This window comes from Candidatus Colwellia aromaticivorans (assembly GCF_003333305.1).
GTDB classification, from domain to species: Bacteria; Pseudomonadota; Gammaproteobacteria; order Enterobacterales; family Alteromonadaceae; genus Colwellia; species Colwellia aromaticivorans.
On sequence record NZ_QOLD01000070.1, the window covers coordinates 19,123 to 39,308 of the forward strand.

18 protein-coding genes are annotated in these 20,186 nt (G+C 38.1%); 2 read left to right on the top strand and 16 right to left on the bottom strand.

The annotated features are described in order from the left end of the window. Positions 1 to 55 precede the first annotated feature (55 nt). The 10 genes from DWA31_RS10950 to DWA31_RS10995 all read right to left on the bottom strand — a co-directional run bounded on the left by DWA31_RS10950 (position 56) and on the right by DWA31_RS10995 (position 9,533). Positions 56 to 1,792, bottom strand: a complete 1,737-nt coding sequence (locus tag DWA31_RS10950; protein ID WP_114326627.1) for an RluA family pseudouridine synthase — start codon at positions 1,790 to 1,792, stop codon at positions 56 to 58. A 92-nt stretch (positions 1,793 to 1,884) separates the two neighbouring features. Further along, positions 1,885 to 2,223, bottom strand: coding sequence for an ISC system 2Fe-2S type ferredoxin (fdx, locus tag DWA31_RS10955; RefSeq protein ID WP_114326628.1), 339 nt, complete (start codon positions 2,221 to 2,223; stop codon positions 1,885 to 1,887). A gap of 33 nt (positions 2,224 to 2,256) precedes the next feature. After that, a complete protein-coding gene (gene hscA / locus DWA31_RS10960; RefSeq protein ID WP_114326629.1) occupies positions 2,257 to 4,185 on the bottom strand; it encodes a Fe-S protein assembly chaperone HscA in 1,929 nt (642 codons plus the stop codon). Positions 4,186 to 4,254: 69 nt separating this feature from the next. Further along, complete coding sequence (gene hscB / locus DWA31_RS10965) at positions 4,255 to 4,782, bottom strand: co-chaperone HscB (RefSeq protein WP_114326630.1); 528 nt, start codon at positions 4,780 to 4,782, stop codon at positions 4,255 to 4,257. A 194-nt stretch (positions 4,783 to 4,976) separates the two neighbouring features. Then, positions 4,977 to 5,300, bottom strand: a complete 324-nt coding sequence (iscA, locus tag DWA31_RS10970) for an iron-sulfur cluster assembly protein IscA (protein ID WP_114326631.1) — start codon at positions 5,298 to 5,300, stop codon at positions 4,977 to 4,979. 46 nt (positions 5,301 to 5,346) lie between these two features. Continuing rightward, the gene (gene iscU, locus DWA31_RS10975) at positions 5,347 to 5,727 is read right to left on the bottom strand and encodes a Fe-S cluster assembly scaffold IscU (RefSeq protein ID WP_114326632.1); all 381 of its coding nucleotides are present in this window, start codon (positions 5,725 to 5,727) and stop codon (positions 5,347 to 5,349) included. A 60-nt stretch (positions 5,728 to 5,787) separates the two neighbouring features. Then, on the bottom strand, positions 5,788 to 7,002 hold the full coding sequence (locus DWA31_RS10980) for an IscS subfamily cysteine desulfurase (RefSeq protein WP_114326633.1): 1,215 nt from the start codon (positions 7,000 to 7,002) through the stop codon (positions 5,788 to 5,790). 32 nt (positions 7,003 to 7,034) lie between these two features. After that, on the bottom strand, positions 7,035 to 7,526 hold the full coding sequence (gene iscR / locus DWA31_RS10985) for a Fe-S cluster assembly transcriptional regulator IscR (RefSeq protein ID WP_114326634.1): 492 nt from the start codon (positions 7,524 to 7,526) through the stop codon (positions 7,035 to 7,037). A 251-nt stretch (positions 7,527 to 7,777) separates the two neighbouring features. Beyond that, complete coding sequence (cysE, locus tag DWA31_RS10990; protein WP_114326635.1) at positions 7,778 to 8,647, bottom strand: serine O-acetyltransferase; 870 nt, start codon at positions 8,645 to 8,647, stop codon at positions 7,778 to 7,780. Positions 8,648 to 8,693: 46 nt separating this feature from the next. After that, the gene (locus DWA31_RS10995; RefSeq protein WP_114326636.1) at positions 8,694 to 9,533 is read right to left on the bottom strand and encodes a TrmJ/YjtD family RNA methyltransferase; all 840 of its coding nucleotides are present in this window, start codon (positions 9,531 to 9,533) and stop codon (positions 8,694 to 8,696) included. Between the two features lie 738 nt (positions 9,534 to 10,271). On the opposite strand from DWA31_RS10995, the gene suhB reads away from it, so the two are divergent. Next, positions 10,272 to 11,075 (top strand): inositol-1-monophosphatase, encoded by an 804-nt coding sequence (suhB, locus tag DWA31_RS11000; protein WP_114326637.1) that lies wholly within the window; start codon positions 10,272 to 10,274, stop codon positions 11,073 to 11,075. 121 nt (positions 11,076 to 11,196) lie between these two features. Then, entirely contained in the window at positions 11,197 to 11,991 is a 795-nt protein-coding gene (gene cobA, locus DWA31_RS11005; protein ID WP_114326638.1) for a uroporphyrinogen-III C-methyltransferase, read from the top strand. A 245-nt stretch (positions 11,992 to 12,236) separates the two neighbouring features. Here cobA and DWA31_RS11010 read toward each other — a convergent pair whose 3' ends face one another. The 6 genes from DWA31_RS11010 to queA form a co-directional block, all read right to left on the bottom strand. Next, entirely contained in the window at positions 12,237 to 13,598 is a 1,362-nt protein-coding gene (locus DWA31_RS11010; RefSeq protein ID WP_114326707.1) for a DEAD/DEAH box helicase, read from the bottom strand. Between the two features lie 270 nt (positions 13,599 to 13,868). Further along, a complete protein-coding gene (gene secF, locus DWA31_RS11015) occupies positions 13,869 to 14,816 on the bottom strand; it encodes a protein translocase subunit SecF (RefSeq protein ID WP_114326639.1) in 948 nt (315 codons plus the stop codon). 22 nt (positions 14,817 to 14,838) lie between these two features. Beyond that, entirely contained in the window at positions 14,839 to 16,686 is a 1,848-nt protein-coding gene (gene secD / locus DWA31_RS11020) for a protein translocase subunit SecD (RefSeq protein ID WP_114326640.1), read from the bottom strand. A gap of 304 nt (positions 16,687 to 16,990) precedes the next feature. Continuing rightward, positions 16,991 to 17,326: a preprotein translocase subunit YajC gene (gene yajC / locus DWA31_RS11025; protein ID WP_114326641.1), complete on the bottom strand. Its 336-nt coding sequence runs from the start codon at positions 17,324 to 17,326 to the stop codon at positions 16,991 to 16,993. A 281-nt stretch (positions 17,327 to 17,607) separates the two neighbouring features. Beyond that, positions 17,608 to 18,741: a tRNA guanosine(34) transglycosylase Tgt gene (gene tgt, locus DWA31_RS11030; RefSeq protein WP_114326708.1), complete on the bottom strand. Its 1,134-nt coding sequence runs from the start codon at positions 18,739 to 18,741 to the stop codon at positions 17,608 to 17,610. 67 nt (positions 18,742 to 18,808) lie between these two features. Beyond that, positions 18,809 to 19,876, bottom strand: a complete 1,068-nt coding sequence (gene queA, locus DWA31_RS11035; RefSeq protein ID WP_114326642.1) for a tRNA preQ1(34) S-adenosylmethionine ribosyltransferase-isomerase QueA — start codon at positions 19,874 to 19,876, stop codon at positions 18,809 to 18,811. Positions 19,877 to 20,186 lie beyond the last annotated feature (310 nt).

A 20,186-nucleotide genomic window follows, 5' to 3' on the forward strand; every position in this document is an offset into this window, starting at 1 on the left:
CTTTATTGATGATAATCATCTAAGTAAGGATTTTTGGCTCATGCAGAGCGGAAGTTTAAAACTCTTCATCAACCTCAAAAGTCATCACTTCTTTACTCACCGGATGGCTCAGCGTTAACATTTGTGCATGTAGATGTAAGCGTTTCGGCTTTTTCTGACTGGTATTACCGGTATTACTGCTGTAATTGTTACTACCATACAGATCATCACCTAAGATAGGCATATTCAACCCTTTTGGGTGAGCACAATGTACTCGCAATTGATGAGTTCGTCCCGTTTCAGGATACAAATAGAGTTTCGATTTCCCCTCTACAATTTCAATAACTTCCCATTGTGTTTTAGAGTTTCTTCCGTGTTCAAAACACACTAATTGCTTTGGCCTATCTTCAAAATCGCCTCTTAACGGCAAGTTAATCTCCCCTTGGGTTTTCATTTGTGCTTTGCCAATATCACCTTCTACTTTTCCTTCAAGTATTGCCACATAACGCTTTTTAATGGTGCGATTAACAAATTGTTGCTGGATATTTTTTTGCGCTCGTTTAGTTAACGCCAATACCATCACACCGGATGTAGACATATCTAATCGGTGCACAATATACGAACCGGTTGCCTGAGGAAATTGCTCTTTAATACGTGAATAGACCGAATCCTCAATATTTTTTCCTGGTACTGATAAAAACTCACTAGGCTTATTTACGACAACAATATCATCATCTTGATAAATAATCTCAAGCGCCTTACCCTCTGCCGGATTAACCAATAAAGGGTTATCGTCTATGTCCATACCATCTAACATGTGCACTAGAATTGGTTGGCATTTACCAGAGCATGCGCCATAAAAGTTTCTATGTTGACGAATTTCAGATTTAGGCGCTTGCCCCCACCAAAACTCGGCTATGGCTAACGGCTTCATATTTTGCTTAAATGCATATTGTAGTAATTTTGGTGCTGCACAATCACCCGTACCTGCTGGTGGTATTGGATAAGGCGCATTTTGAAATAATTCAATCAAATCTTTTTCTATACCTGCGCTATTTAACAAGCGATATTGCTTGAACAGCTTCTTTTGTAACTTGGTAGATAGCTGCTTGCGCGTTTTTTTAACTCTGTCAATTTCAGCCGTAAGGATGTTTAATTTTTGTTGAACTTGTGAAATCAGATCATGCCAGTATTCTTTTAAATCGCGAAGTTGATTTTTGTCATCAATACTTTCTTGTGCTAATTGCTTAAGGCGTTGTGCTAAATCATCTCCCTCTAAACTACCTTTTACATGGCTGCGCTGCTCTTTTCTTATTTTTCTATTAAAAGCCATTTTATTTCGGTGTTGATCAAGTTGTTCATCTTGCTGGTTAAGCTTTAATTCAAGGGTATGTTGATATTCACTTAAAAAAGGATTAGCGAGTAGCTTGTCTAATTCGCTATTAAGGCGATTAATGATGCTACTTTCTTCATGAAAAAAATCTGTTTGCGCATCAACATCAAAAACAGGTGGCACAAAGTTAATAGTCTTTTGATGCGAGCTTTCATGAGAATTCAACTTGCCAGAAAAAGCACTAAGGTACCCTGCTTCACCTTTAGAGTTTTCCACTAATAGCACACCAAACATCTTACCCGTTTGCTCAAGTTCTAGCTGTAATGGCTCATAGTTTTGTAATTGCTGTTGTAACTCTTGCGCTGCCAATAGACACAGAGGATGTGGCTCATAGTAAAATGGAAAAGTGAATCGTTCAGGTAAAGCGTAGCTTTCAATATTATCTTTAAAGGAAGTAAAACAAGTTTGCTGACTATTCATATATTTCGTTCTAATACAAAAAAGGCAGTAACATTTTCATGCGACTACCTGTTTTTAAATAATTTCAGTTAACTGATTTCCATTAAATAAGATTAATGAACCTCAGATACCATATTGACTGTGTATTTAGGAATGTCTACCACTAAGTCTTCATCACCAACAATTGATTGGCAACTAAGGCGTGATTCAGGCTCTAATCCCCATGCTTTATCAAGCATGTCTTCTTCAAGTTCATCGCCTTCTTCGATAGAGTCAAAACCTTCTCGAATAATAACGTGACACGTTGTACATGCGCATACTTTTTCGCAAGCATGTTCAATGCCGATGTCATTTCTTAAGGCAACGTTTAAAACGCTCTCACCTTTTTCAGCTTCAACTACTGCGCCATCTGGGCATAGCTCTGCATTGGGTAAAAATATAATTTGTGGCATCTTATCTAATCTCTTTATTTCTCGTCGCTTGTACTAAAGCTTCTCTACCGATTGGCCGGTTAACGCTTTATTAATAGAGCTATCCATTCTACGCTCTGCAAATATCGCCGTACTGTTATCTAATTTCTCAATTGCCGCTTCAATTGTGCCAACATCACTACCTTGGCTCGTTTGTGCTAGTGCTTTAATCGCCGCTTCAATCTCATTAATGTCTTGTGCTGATAATAAATGACTATCCGTAGATAGCGCCGCTTGAATAGATTCAATTACTCGTGCTGCTTCTACTTGCTGCTCTTTTAACATACGCGCATCTATATCAGCTTTTGCATTGTTCATTGAATCTTTAATCATTTGTGCTATTTTACCGTCATCTAAGCCAAAAGAAGGCTTAACTTCAATACTTGATTCAACACCCGATGATTTTTCCATGGCGCTCACTGACAATAAGCCATCGGCATCCACTTTAAAAGTAACACGAATATGCGCTGCACCGGCAGTCATCGGTGGAATACCACGTAGTTCAAAACGTGCTAACGAACGACAATCGTCAACTAATTCGCGTTCGCCTTGGAGTACATGAACGGCCATTGCTGTTTGACCATCTTTAAAAGTAGTAAACTCTTGCGCTTTTGCCACTGGGATTGTGGTATTACGCGAAATCACTTTTTCAACTAAACCACCCATCGTTTCTAACCCTAAAGATAGTGGTATAACGTCAAGCAACAGCATGTCACTGTCTGGTTTATTACCCGCCAAAATATCCGCTTGAATGGCTGCGCCAATGGCAACAACCTTGTCAGGATCGATAGAGGTTAATGGCATTTTGTTAAAGTATTTCTCTACTTCACTGCGCACTAGTGGCACACGTGTAGAGCCACCAACCATAACAACTTCTAACACCTCATCAGTGCTAATTTGTGCGTCTTTTAAACTACGACGACAAGCGCGTAAGGTTTTTTTAACTAAAGCTGAAATTAAACTATCAAAGGTTTCTTTACTTAAAGTAGTAGTCCAAATTTGTTCTTTGTTTATCTCTGAGTCTAGTTGTGAGTCTAACGTTAACACAACTTCTACACTTTCTTGCTCAGTTAGCTGTTCTTTAGCTGAACAAGCTTGTTGCATTAATTGACGTTCTAACGAAGGAGATAATGGTCGAGTCAGCCCTGCTTTTTCGACAAGATAATCAACGAGTACCACATCAAAATCATCGCCACCAAGCGCAGAATCACCACCAGTAGCTAATACTTCAAACACGCCTTTATTTAGACGTAAAATAGAAATATCAAACGTACCACCACCCAAGTCATAGATAGCGATAACGCCCTCTTGCCCTGAGTCAAGCCCATAGGCTAATGCGGCAGCAGTAGGTTCGTTTAATAAACGTAAAACATTAACACCCGCAAGTTTTGCTGCGTCTTTAGTACTTTGACGTTGAGCATCATCAAAGTGTGCTGGCACGGTAACTACTACGCCTGTTAACTCGCCACCTAAAGCTTTTTCAGCTCGCTGTGCTAGGGTTTTTAATATTTCAGCCGACACTTGTATCGGATTAATATTTCCTTGACGAGTCACTATTTCAGGATGATTTTCATCACCACAAAACTGGTATGGCAATGAAGGATACTTACTTTGGATATCTGCCAATGAACGACCAATTAAACGTTTTGCTGAAACAATGGTATTTTGCGGGTCACTAACACTTAGCGCTTTTGCATCTTCGCCAACTAAAATATTATTTCCTACTGAAGTATTGTTGCCTAATGAAGTGTCTGCTGAAGCATCTTGATAGTTAACAATAGAGGGTAAAATATCACGACCCTGTTGATCCGCTAAGGTAGTAGCATTACCACTTTGTACACTGGCAATTAATGAATTAGTTGTGCCTAAATCAATACCTGCGGCTAATCGGTGTTCGTGGGGCACGGTACTTTGACCGGGTTCTGCAATTTGTAATAAAGCCATATTTTATGAATTCGGTTTTGTATTAAATTTCGCTATGATACTGTTTTCTAACTAAGTGATTTGTACTCATTAGTCGTCAAACAAACTATCTTCGAGACGATCAAGCTCAATATTGAGTTTTTGATAAAACTTTAACTTGCGCAAATTATCGCATGCTAGCGCATTTGCTGCTGTATTATTTTCAAGTATTTGTTGTTGCATAACATCAAGGAGCTGTTGATATTCTTGTGTTAAAACCTGTTGAGCATGATTAAAAGCGGTATCGATATCATCGGCAAACTTCACGTCACCAAGCATATCTCTTAGTTCCATTTGTTGCATTAAAAAGCTGGTATCACTAAATGATTTTTGCTCATTAGGCATCTCAACACCGCGCAGAGTTAATATATATTCAGCACGCTTCAATGGTTGCTTCAACGTTTGATAAGCATCATTAATTTCAGCTGATTTTTGTACTGCCAATAATTGCTCTTGAGGTGAAGCATGAGCAAATCTGTCAGGGTGAACTGCTTTTTGCAACGTTTGATAAGATTGTGATAAATGATTTATATCGACATCAAAAGAAACTTCAATGGCGAATAACTGGAAGTAATTCAAAATAGTTCTCGTAGATTAGTGCAATTTTTTCTTTTAAAAACTGTACTCTATATTTAACTAAACCATAACGAATTCAGCTCAAAGATAGTTTGTTCTGATGTAAGGCGAAAGCACGGAGTTGACGCTAGTCAATGAGTACTTTCAACGCAGCAACTGAGCAAAATAGCAAAGAGATGAATTTGTTATCACAACTTTTATACGTTGAATGACTCACCACAACCACACTCGCCTTTGGCATTTGGGTTAGTGAACTTAAAACCTTCATTTAGACCTTCTTTAACGAAGTCTAATTGAATACCATCAAGGTAAACCAAGCTTTTAGCATCAATGATAATTTTTACGTCTTCTATATTAAAAACTTCATCATCTTCATTCAAGTCATCAACAAACTCAAGTACATAAGCTAAACCTGAGCAACCTGTAGTTTTTATCCCTAAACGTAAACCAAGGCCTTTACCTCGGTTAGTCATAAAAGATTTAACTCGCTCTGTTGCCTCTGGCGTCATAGTAACTGACATTTTACTTTCTCACTTTATTCTTTTGTAGCCCAACGTATAAAAATTATTAGCCTTGCTTGCTTTTATAATCTTCGATAGCTGCTTTAATTGCATCTTCAGCCAAAATTGAGCAATGAATTTTTACTGGAGGTAAGGCTAACTCTTCAGCTATAGCCGTATTTTTAATTTCACCAGCTTCTTCAATTGACTTACCTTTTACCCACTCGGTAACCAATGAGCTTGAAGCGATAGCAGAGCCACAGCCGTAAGTTTTAAATTTAGCATCTTCAATAATGCCATCGTCAGATATTTTAAGTTGTAATTTCATTACATCGCCACACGCTGGTGCGCCAACCATACCAGTTGCTACTGATGGATCGTTTTTATCCATTGAGCCAACGTTACGTGGGTTTTCATAATGATCGATTACTTTTTCGCTATAAGCCATAATATTTTCTCCTAACTGCGTACATTTTCTTTAATTATCTTAATCACTATAAGTAAAGAACTAGTGTGCCGCCCATTCAATTGAGTCTAAATCAATACCGTCTTTGAACATTTCCCAAAGCGGTGACATGTCACGTAAATGACCAATAGATTTTTGTATAAGTTCAATAGCATAATCTATTTCTTCTGTTGTGGTAAAACGACCAAAACTAAAACGGATTGAGCTATGCGCCATTTCATCATTTAACCCCAATGCACGTAATACATATGAAGGTTCAAGGCTTGCTGATGTACATGCACTACCTGAAGAGACTGCTAAGTCTTTTAGAGCCATAATTAATGATTCCCCTTCAACAAAGTTAAAGCTAACATTTAAGTTACCGGCATAACGTTTATCAAAATCACCATTAACAAAGACTTGTTCCATCGAATTTAGGCCAGCCCATAAACGATCACGCATAGCGGTTACATGCTCAAGATCTTGGTCCATCTCTTCTTTTGCAAGCTTACAAGCTTCACCCATACCAACAATTTGATGAGTTGCCAATGTACCTGAGCGCATACCTCGTTCATGTCCGCCACCATGCATTTGCGCTTCAAGGCGTATACGCGGTTTGCGGCTAACATAAAGTGCACCAATACCTTTTGGGCCATACAATTTATGAGCAGAAATTGATAATAAATCAACTTTTAAGTGCTTCATATCAATCTTGATTTTTCCAGCACTTTGCGCGGCATCAACATGAAAAACAATCTTACGAGCACGGCACATTTCGCCAATTTCGCTAATATCTTGAATCACACCAATTTCATTGTTTACATGCATGATACTGACTAAAATAGTATCATCACGCATTGCCGCTTCAAGTTTATTTAAGTTAATTAAGCCATTATCTTCAGGGTCAAGATAAGTAACTTCAAAACCTTGACGTTCTAATTCTCGACACGTATCTAAAACAGCTTTATGTTCTGTTTTACAGGTAATAATATGCTTACCTTTTTTGTGATAAAAATTTGCCGCACCTTTAATTGCAAGGTTATTAGATTCTGTTGCACCGGAAGTGAAAACAATTTCACGTGGGTCTGCGTTAATTAATTCAGCTATTTGATTACGAGCAATATCAACTGCCTCTTCTGCCTGCCAGCCAAATTTGTGCGAACGTGATGCAGGGTTACCAAAATGACCATCGGTAGTCATATATTGCATCATTTTTTCCGCAACGCGTTTATCAACAGGGGTAGTTGCTGAATAATCAAAATAAATAGGAAGCTTCATTTGCTATCTTTCTCCACTTAATACTATGTTCTTTAAAAAGTTATGGGGATAATTGTTTCTAACGATTGTTCTTTATTACTGCGCATATGAACATCATCTTGCCTTTTAGAAACAGTTTTTACATCATTTTTAGCAACTAATTCTGCTAAAGTAATATTTTTCAAAAATTCTTCAATACGCTCACTCAATCCTTGCCATAAAGAATGAGTTAGACACTGTTCTCCACCTTGGCAATTTCCTTTACCTTCGCATTTTGTCGCGTCTACACTCTCGTTAACAGCAAGAATAACATCTGAAATGGCTATCTCTGCTGAGCACTTACCTAAGCGATAACCTCCTCCTGGACCACGAACACTATTAACTAGGCCATGTTTACGTAATTTAGAAAATAATTGCTCTAAATACGACAGCGAAATACCTTGTCGCTCAGAAATATCAGCTAATGATACTGGTCCGTGAGAGGCGTGAATAGTGACATCTAACATGGCTGTCACTGCATAACGTCCTTTAGAGGTTAGTCTCATAATGTGCTCAATTTAATACATGCTATTGAATGATTATATTTACCTTTTTGTAGGAGTGTAAATTGCTACAAGAATAATAATTGCGCGCAATTTTACATATCCCTACAAAATAGTCAAATATATACCTGAGTAATATACTCAAGTATTCTACACTAATATTATAAAAGCGAAAAGCAATAGTTGAGTATTTTAGTCAACTATTGCTTTAATGATATAAATTGTTTTATTTAAATTAAGCTATTAAGCCCTGACTATATCTCGGGATCAAAACTTTCTACTATGCTTTCTCGACGCTTAGCTGCCTCTTTTTCATCTTCAACAAATTCACCAATTCTAAGCTCAGGTAAATCATTAGGGCAAATGTCACCACCGAGATTATTCACTTCCTTACATAGGTTTGACACTCGATCATCCATCAAGTGCATATGATCAAGCAAGCGGCCTATCGCTTTAGCGACAGGATCGGGATTATCCGCAGATACAGCATAAGCATCAAAACCAAATTTTTTCGCTGCTTTATCACGTGAATCTTTGTCTAAGTTATCATTAGGTTTTTCGCCTAAGTCACTATCAAGCAAAGAACTTCCATTGCTATCCTTACTATTTACAATACGTGCAGGAATACCAACAGCAGTGGCATTTTCTGGTAGGTCTCTTACGACGACAGAATTTGAACCTACTTTACCGCCTTTTCCTATGGTAATTGGACCCAGTACTTGTGCTCCTGCGCCAATAACTACATTGTCCGATAATGTAGGGTGACGCTTACCTGAATTCCAACTTGTTCCACCTAAAGTAACACCGTGGTACAAGGTAACATCATCACCAATTTCAGCTGTTTCGCCAATAACAACGCCCATACCATGATCGATAAAGAATCGACGTCCTAATGTAGCGCCAGGATGAATTTCAATCCCCGTTAACCAACGTGAGAAAGTTGATAGTAATCTTGCGATTAGTTTCCAGTTAGCACGCCATAATCGATGACTTAGTCTGTGTATCCAAATAGCATGCAACCCAGGATAATTAAGCAATACTTCAAATGTAGTACGTGCGGCAGGATCTCTATCAAAAACACTTTTAATATCTTCTTTCATTCGGCCAATAGTACGGCTAAACATATTATTTCCTTTTATTTATTCTTTAGCTTTTCAACAAAAAAACTTACTATTGATGCCCTTTCATTGAGGCTCTTTCTATTGAAGCAAGAATGCCACGCATCATTTTTATTTCTTTAACATCAGGACGCGCACGGTTAAATAAGCGTCTTAACTTAGTCATCACTAACCCTGGATGTTTATCACCAATAAACCCGGTGGCTTTGAGCGCATTATCAAAGTGCTGATAAAAACGTTCTGATTCTTCAGTCACTGGATAAAGTTCATTGTCTTCGCTTTTGGCATTAAATGTTTTTTTACCAAGGCTATTTTTTCCAATGTAAGTACCATTACCCGTACTGTGCTCTTGCTTGTCTTCGTCTAATGAAAGCAAATAGCTGGTGCGAACTTCGTAACTTAATGTTTGTACTGCCATAGCAAGATTAAGCGAACTATAATCAGGGTTTGCAGGTATCTGTACATGAAAATGACACAGTTGTAATTCGTCATTAGTTAAGCCGCTACTTTCTCGACCAAATACTAACGCTACAGGGTATTCGCTTGCCTCTGTTATCATTTTCTCACCACAACCACGTGGCTCTAACATAGGCCAAGGTAGTGTACGTGAACGAGCGCTAGTACCAATAACTAAGCCACAATCTTCAATAGCTTCACTTAAAGTGCTCACAACTTTTGCATTTGATAAAACGTCAGTGGCTCCTGCTGCTAATGCTTGCGCTTGACCATTTGGCATTTCAATAGGATCAACCAAAACCAACTGGCTTAATCCCATGGTTTTCATTGCGCGTGCTGCACTACCAATATTTCGACAATCTGACGTATTGACTAAAACAATACGAACTCTGTCTAAAAGGCTTACAGCTGATTTAGTGTTTTCTGAATCTGACATTTTTATCTCTATACAATACTTAAGTGATATCTCTTTTCTAAGCGAACAATTCTACCATAGAAATTTATACCAATTCTATTAAATTTATTCCCACCTCAGAGCTATGTCAGAGGTTCAATAACAAATAAAATTCATTTGAATCTAGTCATTCTAAATCAACTGAATTTTTTGCAGTTTAGTGGGCCTCTGACACGCTTCCAAAGGACGAGTTTAAAAGGTTTATAACCTGCGTTATTGATTTCGACAAGGACGCTACATGGATGTAGCTTTTTAGAGAATGCAGGAGCACATTCTCCTGAATAACCATTCTCTTCAATCAATGCCTTGCGTACATGGATGTAGGTACTTAGGTTCAGTCTGGAACTATGAACCTGTGCCTAAAGGCGTTTCTAATTCCAGCTGAATCATGCATCTTCAAGTGGAACGGGTATATAAACCTTTTAATTCTCGCTGAGTCAGAAATAACTTAATAGATTTGGTATCACTGCTGTGCTTAACAAAAATCACACTAAATTAGCCATTATGGCTATGGAAATTCATTATTAATTAGTCTATTTTCCTATAAAGACATAAAGAGCTGACACGAAGGGATAATTTATCATTCGCTTTATTTAAGAATACTGTCGCCAAATGAGTTGTATTTTGCTATACTCCGCGCGCTTGATTTAGCGCTTGTTTTATATGGTGTTTGGGTCAACGTCGTTCTTTTAAAAGTCATTCACAAATAGGTACTCTATTATGCACCCCATGCTAAATATTGCTGTGCGCGCAGCGCGTAATGCAGGAAAAGTTATTATTCGCTCTTTTGAGCAACTTGATAAAGTTGAAATTGAATCAAAAGGCTCTAACGATTTTGTTACTAGTACTGACACTGCTGCTGAACAAGCAATAATTGAGACTATTCGTAATTCATATCCAGACCACACTATAATAGGTGAAGAGTCAGGTGTATTAACAGGCAGTAACGATGATTACCAATGGATAATAGATCCATTAGATGGCACAACTAATTTTATTAAAGGTATTCCTCACTTTGCCGTTTCTATCGCCTTAAAAGTAAAAGGTAAACTTGATCAAGCCGTTATCTTCGATCCTATTCGAGGTGAATTATTCACAGCAAGTCGCGGCAAAGGCGCTCAATTAAATAACATGCGTATTAGAGTCAAAGCACATAAAGATTTATCTGCGACCATTTTAGCTACCGGATTTCCTTTTAAGCATAAACAACATACCAAGGCTTATATGGCCATGTTTACTTCTCTTTTTGAAAAAACATCCGATATGCGTCGTGCTGGCTCTGCCGCACTTGATTTAGCTTATGTCGCAGCTGGACGAGTTGATGGTTTCTTTGAAATTGGTTTAAAACCTTGGGATACTGCAGCAGGTGAGCTATTAGTTATTGAAGCTGGCGGCTTAGTAACTGACTTTACTGGTGGGCATAATCATACACAATCAGGTAATATTGTCGCCAGTAGCACTCGGTTATTAAAAGAGATTTTAAAAGACATTCGTCCACATTTAGGCGAAGCTTTAAGTAAGTAAGTACGTACGTACACCAGAAGCTAAAAAAAAAGTTATATTTAAAAAAAGCGCCTATTGGCGCTTTTTTTGCTTTATGTCTTATTATAATAATGAGTTTGATAAATAAAAGTGGTAATAGATAATGAAAAACATTGGTATAAATAAACAAGCCTTCATAGCCGGTGAGGTAGCTTTAGTGGGTGCTGGCCCTGGTGATGCTGACTTACTAACGATACAAGCATTTCGATTTATTAAACAAGCAGATATAGTGATTTACGATCGTCTTGTCAGTGACGAAATTATGGCTTTATTACCTAGTGCTTGCGAAAAAATATATGTGGGTAAAAAGCAAGCAGAACACCGTGTACCACAAGATGCTATCAACCAATTATTAGTTGATCATGCCAAGTTAGGCAAAAAAGTATTAAGACTAAAAGGTGGCGATCCCTTTGTTTTTGGTCGCGGCAGTGAAGAGGCAATATTTATATTAGCTCATGGTGTTGCTTGTCATATTGTCCCCGGCATGACAGCCGCGTCTGCTTGTACTAGCTACGCAGGCATTCCACTAACTCACCGACAAGTCTCGCGAAGTTGCACGTTTATTACGGGCAATGTGCAAGATAATGGTGCACTAGACTTACCTTGGCATACATTAAATGATGCCCAACAAACCATAGTATTTTATATGGGTATAAAAAGCTTACCCATTATCATTGAGCAGTTGATTAATGCAGGTCGAGATAAAAATACACCTGCTGCATTAATACGCAAGGGTACTCATGCTGATCAACAAGTGGTAAAAGGCACCTTATCTAACTTAGTGGCCCTAGTAAAATCACATAAAATCAAACCACCTAGCCTGATTGTTATTGGTAATGTTATTGATGTTTTTTCAACACAGCAGATGACTAACTTAGGTTACTTTTCACCCAACTAATAATTATTGTCAAAAACTAATAAATAGCAAAGAGGAGTGAAAGCTGCGTTATACCAATCAGATTAATTAATGGTTCAAATTTTAATGAGGGTAAATTTTCAAGAACAAGGCGCTTGATTGACCAATAGCTGGCTATTGGGATTGAAAGCAACGATGTTATTGGATATTTAGACCATTTAAAAAGATCACTTAGTTAGTCTGATTGGTATTAGCCAAGGTTGGCTAACTCTTACAACGATTAACTCTTAACGGTTGTTAGCAGGCTTTGAACGACGATTTCTATTGCTATTATTGCCAGGTTTATTGGTCGCGTTGCTTCTGTTTGCTTGAGACTTATGCCCCTTACTTAAATGTTGACCATCTTTATGCTCAACCTTAGCTTTAGTGGCTTTATTTGTATTGTTCGGGTTTTTAGGTTTTTTCGCTTTTAATGCTCTAATGGGTCGAGACTCACCTAGTGCATTCACTGGTACAAATCTGTCTATGACTTTACGTTCAATATGTTGCTGTATTACTTGTTCAATATCCCACAACAATTTCAAGTCATCATTACAAACTAAAGACACCGCTTGGCCTGTATTGCCTGCACGCGCTGTACGGCCGATACGATGCACATAATCCTCAGGTACATTCGGTAAATCAAAATTAACCACTTGTGGTAATAAATCAATATCAATACCACGGGCAGCAATATCGGTAGCAACTAAAATTTGTACCCTGCCATCCTTAAAAGAAGCCAGTGCTTTGGTACGTGCTCCCTGACTTTTGTTACCATGAATCGCCGCCGCAGTTAGGCCTTCAGCTTCCAAATATTTGGTAAGCTTATTCGCGCCATGTTTGGTTTTAGTAAAGACTAACACTTGTTTCCAGTTGTTTTCTTTTATCAAATGCGTCAATAGCGCAGGTTTACGTTTTTTATCAACAGCCATCAACCACTGGGTAACCTTTTCAGCGGTAGAGTTTTCTGCATTAACTGATATTTCTAATGGGTTATTCACCATACCTTTTGCTAAGGCACGTATATCAGGCGAAAATGTTGCTGAAAAAAGTAAGTTTTGACGTTGCTTAGGTAAAAGCGAAATAATTTTTTTAATATCACGAATAAAGCCCATATCAAGCATACGATCGGCTTCATCTAAAATCAGTACTTCTAGCTGTGAAAACCTCACTGCTTTTTGATTACATAAATCCATCAAACGGCCAGGCGTTGCAACAAGCACATCAACACCTTGTCGAAGGCGCATCATTTGTGGGTTTATTTTTACCCCACCAAAGACTACGGTTGAATGTAGGTTTAAGTACTTACCATAGGTAGCAATACTATCGCTAACTTGTGCTGCTAGCTCTCTTGTTGGCGTTAACACTAACGCACGAACATTGTTTGATTGCACACGACTTTGTTCTCGTCCACCTTTAGATAAACGTTCTAATAAAGGTAAAGTAAAACCAGCTGTTTTACCGGTACCCGTTTGTGCTGCCGCCATGACATCTCGACCAGAAAGAACCGCTGGAATAGCCTGTGCCTGAATAGGTGAAGGTGTGTCGTAACCTTGGTCACGTACTGCTTTAAGCAATGGCTCAGATAAACCTAAATCGTTAAAACTCATCTTAATTGTATTCTCAGCAGTATCTGCGGAAATTAAACTCATAAATTATCTCTTGGTAAGAAGTTACAGGGGTCGAATATCGACGTTAAAGTGTCGATTTTTAAGTAACAAATTTGGTGCTAGTAGCAGGCGTGCAGCATACAGTAAGGATAAGAGTAGTGCAAAGGAATAACATTTTCAGACAAAAAAAAGCCAAGTAGTTAGTACCACTTGGCTTTTACTTGTTATGTTTCATGTACTATTCAAAATGAATAGTACATAAATTCATTACTATGGCGTCATTATCTCTTGATCTTCACCTTCTTTTTCAATCACTTCGGGTATCAAATCTTCTCTAGAAATACCTAAAGCTAGTGCAACTAATGAAGCAACATAAATAGAAGAATACGTACCTACAAACACACCAAATAATAATGCCGTGGCAAAACCGTGAATTAATTCACCCCCTCTAAAGAACAAGGCAGCTAATACTAATAGAGTAGTTATTGAAGTAATGAAGGTACGACTTAACGTTTGTGTTAATGAAATATTGATAACATTTTCAGCCTGACCTTCTCGAATTTTACGAAAGTTTTCCCGAATGCGATCGGAAACAACAATAGTATCATTAAGCGAGTAACCAATAACCGCAAGTATTGCCGCTAGTACGGTTAAATCAAATTCCAACTGCAGAACTGAAAATAGACCAAGTGTTAACAATACATCGTGAAATAATGCAACAACTGAGCCTACCGCAAAGCGCCATTCAAAGCGAAAGGCAACATAAACTAGAATACATATAAGCGCAGTTAACATGGCTAAACCGCCCTGCTCTGCTAATTCGTCACCAACACTGGCACCAACAAACTCGATACGGCGCATATCAACTTTTTGACCCGAGCCTGATTCAAGAATAGCCAGCACTTCATTGCCAAGCATTTCCGCTTTAACATCTTCACGTAAGCCTAAACGAATCACAACATCACGGCTGCTACCGTAAAATTGCACTTTAGCGTCATCAAAACCGTTATCAGCCATTACTTGACGTATTTTTTTAAGGTCAGCTGCTTGCTCGAAGCCGACCTCAATCAAGGTACCACCAGTAAAATCTAAACCAAAGTTTAGTTTATTCGTGGCTAGCGATGCTATCGACGCTATCATTAATAGCGCACTAAAAATCATCGCTATTTTGCGATAACTCATAAAGGCGACGGTTTCTTTTAATTGTAAAATTTGCATAAGTTTAAATTCCCGCCTACTTCTATATAGATAACTTTTTAAGGCTTTTACCGCCCCAAACTGCATTAACGACTGCTCGCGTACCAATAACAGAGGTAAACATTGAGGTAAGAATACCAATTGATAGGGTTACAGCAAAACCTTTCACTGGCCCAGTACCAACAGCAAACAAAATAAGCGCAGCAATTAACGTGGTGATGTTTGCATCTATAATGGTTGAAAATGCCGCATCATATCCTTGATGTATTGCCTGTTGAATGCTTTTCCCTTCGCGGATTTCTTCACGAATACGTTCAAATATAAGTACATTGGCATCAACTGCCATACCAACCGTAAGCACGATACCTGCCATACCCGGCAATGTTAATGTTGCCCCAGGAATAAGTGACATAACCCCAATAATCAACACTAAATTAGCGCCAAGTGCCATGTTAGCTACCACACCAAAAGCGCGATAGTAGATAATCATAAAGATAAAGACTAAACCAAAACCCATTAGGATGGCTTGAAAGCCTAGTTGTACATTTTCAGCACCTAACGTTGGACCAACAGTACGCTCTTCAACAATAGTAATAGGAGCAATTAACGCACCTGCTCTTAATAATAAAGCTAAATTATGTGCTTCAGTTTGTGAACCAGCCCCTGTAATTCTAAAGCTTTTACCCAAACGAGATTGAATGGTAGCGACAGAGATAACTTCTTGTACTTTTTCAAAAATAAGATTACCTTCAGGATCTCGTCTATCGGTTGGTTTATATTCGATAAATACGGTTGCCATCGGCTTACCAATATTACTTTTAGTACCGTTAGACATTTTACTGCCGCCAGCGCTGTCTAAAGAAATATTGACTTGTGGACGTGAATATTCATCAAAACCAGATTTAGCATCGGTAATGTGATCACCCGTTAGCATGATACGTTTTTTCAATAAAATAGGTTTGCCATCTTTCTCTTTTAATAAAATAGAGCTAGCTGGAATTCGTCCATTTATTGCGGCGCTTAAATCACCTTCAGTATCAACGAGTCTAAACTCGATAGTAGCAGTAGCATTAAGAATTTCTTTGGCTTTAGCTGTATCTTGCACACCAGGTAATTCGATAACAATATGCTTTTTACCTTGACGTTGAACCAATGGCTCAGCAACACCAAGTTCGTTAACACGATTACGAATAATGGTAATATTTTGCTGTAATGCGTACTCACGAATTTCTTTTAACATCTGATCCGTCATTTGCGCATTGATGGTTAAAGTATCTTCGTCAGTGCGTAACAATAAATCTCTATAACGTTTTTTCAATAATGATTGAGCTTTTTCAAGATCTTCCACTTTGCGAAATTTAACAACAATTGCATTACCATCTTCTTTTACGCTGCGATAACGAATTTTTTCATTACGTAAATCACCGCGAAAATCACTCACCATACCCACTTTGGCTTTATTAATGGCTTCTTTCATGTTTACTTCCATTAAGAAGCTAACACCACCGCTTAAGTCTAAGCCTAACTTCATTGGCGTTCCGCCAATTACGGCCAACCAATCAGGCGTTGCCGGCGTTAAGTTAAGTGCCACTGAATATTTTTTGCCTAGTTTGTCATCAAGCACATCTCGGGCTTTTAACTGATCTTCGGTATTGTTAAAGCGGGTTAAAACTTGACCATTTTCTAAAACAATACCAGTAAAGGCAATATTATTATCCGTGAGATTAGCTTTAATGGTATCAAGCGTTGCTACATTAGCTTCAACACCACGTAACCCTGATACTTGTACAGCAGGATCTTCACCATATAAGTTCGGAGTGGCATAGAGCGCACCAATGGCAACAATAAATGCCACCATGAGTGTTTTCCATAAAGGGTATCTATTTAACACAATTTGTCCTTTTTTTGGAACGATTGTATTTGCGCTTTATTTTCATAATTATGGCGTTAAAAGTGCTCATTGACATTCGTCAACTCCGCGCTTTTGCCTTGGATTTATTTCAATAAAACACAAACAAAACAACTACTAGTATTCATTATTTATAATTATTCTCTAGTTTTAACTACAAAAGAATAACTGTAGTGTTTAAGCTCGAAGCTAGTTGATACTGTAGCAAAAAGGAAACACGGAGTTGACGAATGTCAATGAGTATTTCCGATGCCGCTACAGTGTTAAATAGCAAAGAGAATAAGTGCTACAAAGATTTCATTGTACCTTTAGGAAGTACCGCGGTAATCGCGCCTTTTTGTACAGTAACTTCTGTCTCTTCAGCAATGCTAACCACAATAAAATCTTTTTCATCAGATACTTTAACGATTTTGCCAACAATACCGCCTTGCGTTAACACTTCATCACCTTTAGTTAATGCTGACATTAAGCTTTTATGTTCTTTAACGCGTTTAGCTTGTGGGCGATAAATCATAAAGAAAAAAACTAGACCAAATACCGCTAACATAATGATCATTTCCATACCACCACCTGCGGGTGCTGGAGCGGCTGCGGCGTGGGCTGTACTGATAAATAAACTCATAAATTCCTCTACTTCTTTTTATAATTAGTTAGTGACTTTTTATTTTTTTGTTCTTTCTTTCAATTGAACGAAATCACTGCAAAATATTAAGTCACAAGATTTATTAAACTTCGATAATTATTTTACTTACTTTGTATCTATTCACCATACCTAGTATTCCCGTCATTCCAGTTGTGTCTTAAGCTGGAATCTCAGTGTTTAAAATTCTAGACTCCAGATTTAAAGACCTCGGGAGTGACGATAGGTGAATAGTTACCTTACTTTTTACTTTAGTAATAACGCTAAACTTGCTTACTACCCTCTGCTAATGGCGGTACAGGTAAACCTCGTAACGCATAAAACTCTGCAACAAAGGCGTCTAATTTACCTTGCTCGATAGCATCACGCAAACCTTGCATTATTTTTTGGTAAAAATGTAAATTGTGTAAGGTATTTAACTGCGATCCTAAAATTTCTTTGCACTTATCTAAATGGTGTAAATAGGCGCGTGAATAATTTTTACAGGTATAGCAGTCACAAGTTGAATCTAGCGGCCCAGTATCCGTTTTGTTAGTCGCATTTCTAATTTTAACCACACCCGTATTAACGAATAAATGGCCATTACGTGCGTTACGAGTTGGCATAACACAATCAAACATATCAATACCGCGACGCACACCTTCAACTAAATCTTCTGGTTTGCCTACACCCATCAAGTATCGGGGCTTATTTTCGGGAATCAAGGGGGCAGTATGATCTAATATGCGAATCATATCTTCTTTCGGCTCACCTACCGATAGACCGCCAATGGCATAACCATCAAAATCTATCGCTTTTAAACCATTAACAGACACCTCACGTAAATCTTCATACATGCCGCCTTGCACGATACCAAAAAGTGCAGAAGGGTTATCTCCATGAGCATCTTTCGAGCGCTGCGCCCAACGAAGTGATAATTCCATAGAGTCTTGTGATTCTTTATGTGTTGCAGGATGTGGCGTACATTCATCAAAAATCATCACAACATCTGAGCCTAATTTACGTTGCACTTCCATAGAACGTTCAGGTGTTAGCATAATTTTTTCACCATTTACTGGCGAGCTAAAACGAACACCTTCTTCAGTAATTTTACGCATTTTACCTAAACTGAATACTTGGAAACCGCCTGAGTCAGTTAAAATAGGTTTATCCCAATTCATAAACCCATGTAAACCACCATGTTGTTCAATGATATCAGTACCTGGGCGTAGCATTAAATGAAAAGTATTGCCCAAAATAATATGAGCACCGGTTGCTTCTACTTCTTCTGTTTTCATTCCTTTTACTGTGCCATAAGTACCTACAGGCATAAATGCGGGCGTTTCTACCACACCACGGGTAAAAGTTAAACGACCCCGACGAGCTTTGCCGTCAGTGTTAATTAATTCATATTTCATTTTGTTTTTCATAAATTTTTCCTAACAGCGAAACAGGCTGATGGTTGTTGTACTAGTAACGTTTTAACTAGGAAGAGGTGCTTTGCTTAGTTAATGATTGTTTAGTAAGAAACATCGCATCACCATAACTAAAAAAGCGATATTGCTCGCTAATAGCATGATGATAGGCATTCATAATATTTTCATACCCCGAAAAAGCACTAACCAGCATTAATAAGGTGGATTCTGATAAATGAAAGTTTGTTAACAACGCGTCCACTAATTTAAATTCATATCCTGGCGTGATGAAAATATCTGTATCACCATAAAAAGCCGTTAATTCTTTACCTGCCACTTCTGCTGATTTGGCTGCACTTTCTAGCGAACGAACAGAGGTAGTACCAACTGCCACAACTCGACCACCATTAGCTTTAGTCTTTTTAATTTGCTCAATTACCTCTGGCGGTACTTCAACATATTCAGCATGCATAATGTGATCAGCAATTTCATCAACTTTTACCGGCTGAAAGGTACCTGCACCAACGTGTAAGGTAACAAATGCTAATTCAACGCCTTTACTTTTAATTTGTTCTAGCAGTGCTTCATCAAAATGCAAACCCGCTGTTGGCGCCGCAACCGCGCCAGGCTTTTCATTGTATACCGTTTGATAACGCTCACGGTCGCTATCTTCATCAGGTCTATCTATATAAGGAGGTAATGGCATATGACCAATATCATCTAATATTGAAAGCACTGATTGCTCACCCTGAAATTTCAGTTCAAACAAAGCACCATGACGCGCAACCATTGTGGCTTTAGCTGTTCCTTCAAGCAACAATTCTGCGCCTACTTTCGGCGATTTACTAGCACGAATATGCGCTAGCACAGTATTTTTGTCTATTAATCGTTCAACCAATACTTCAATTTTACCACCCGTAGCTTTTTGTCCAAACATACGCGCGGGAATAACACGGGTATTATTAAATACTAATAAATCACCTGAATTTAGCTGCGCTAAAATATCTTTAAAACCTAGATCGGTTATTGCGCCTGAGTCCCCTTCCAACAGCATTAACCGACTACCAGTACGATCAGCTTTAGGAAAGCGAGCAATAAGCTCAGTGGGTAAATCGAAAGAAAAATCAGATACACGCATGATGATATATTAAAAAAAGCCTTGTTTGGTGTGAAAATAGTCTAATAAAAACGCGTGATTTTAGAGCCCGAAGCCTTTGATAGCAAGCTAAATAAGAAAGTTTACTTAGATAATTATCAGTTTAGACTTTGAAATTTGATATTAAACAATATTATTGTTACTTATAGTTAGTATTTAATAAATTTTGTAACTATTCACCTATCGTCACTCCCTAGGTCTTTAAATCGGGAGTCTAGAATTTTAAACACTGAGATTCCAGCTTAAGACACAACTGGAATGACGGGAATGCTAGGTATGGTGAATAGATACT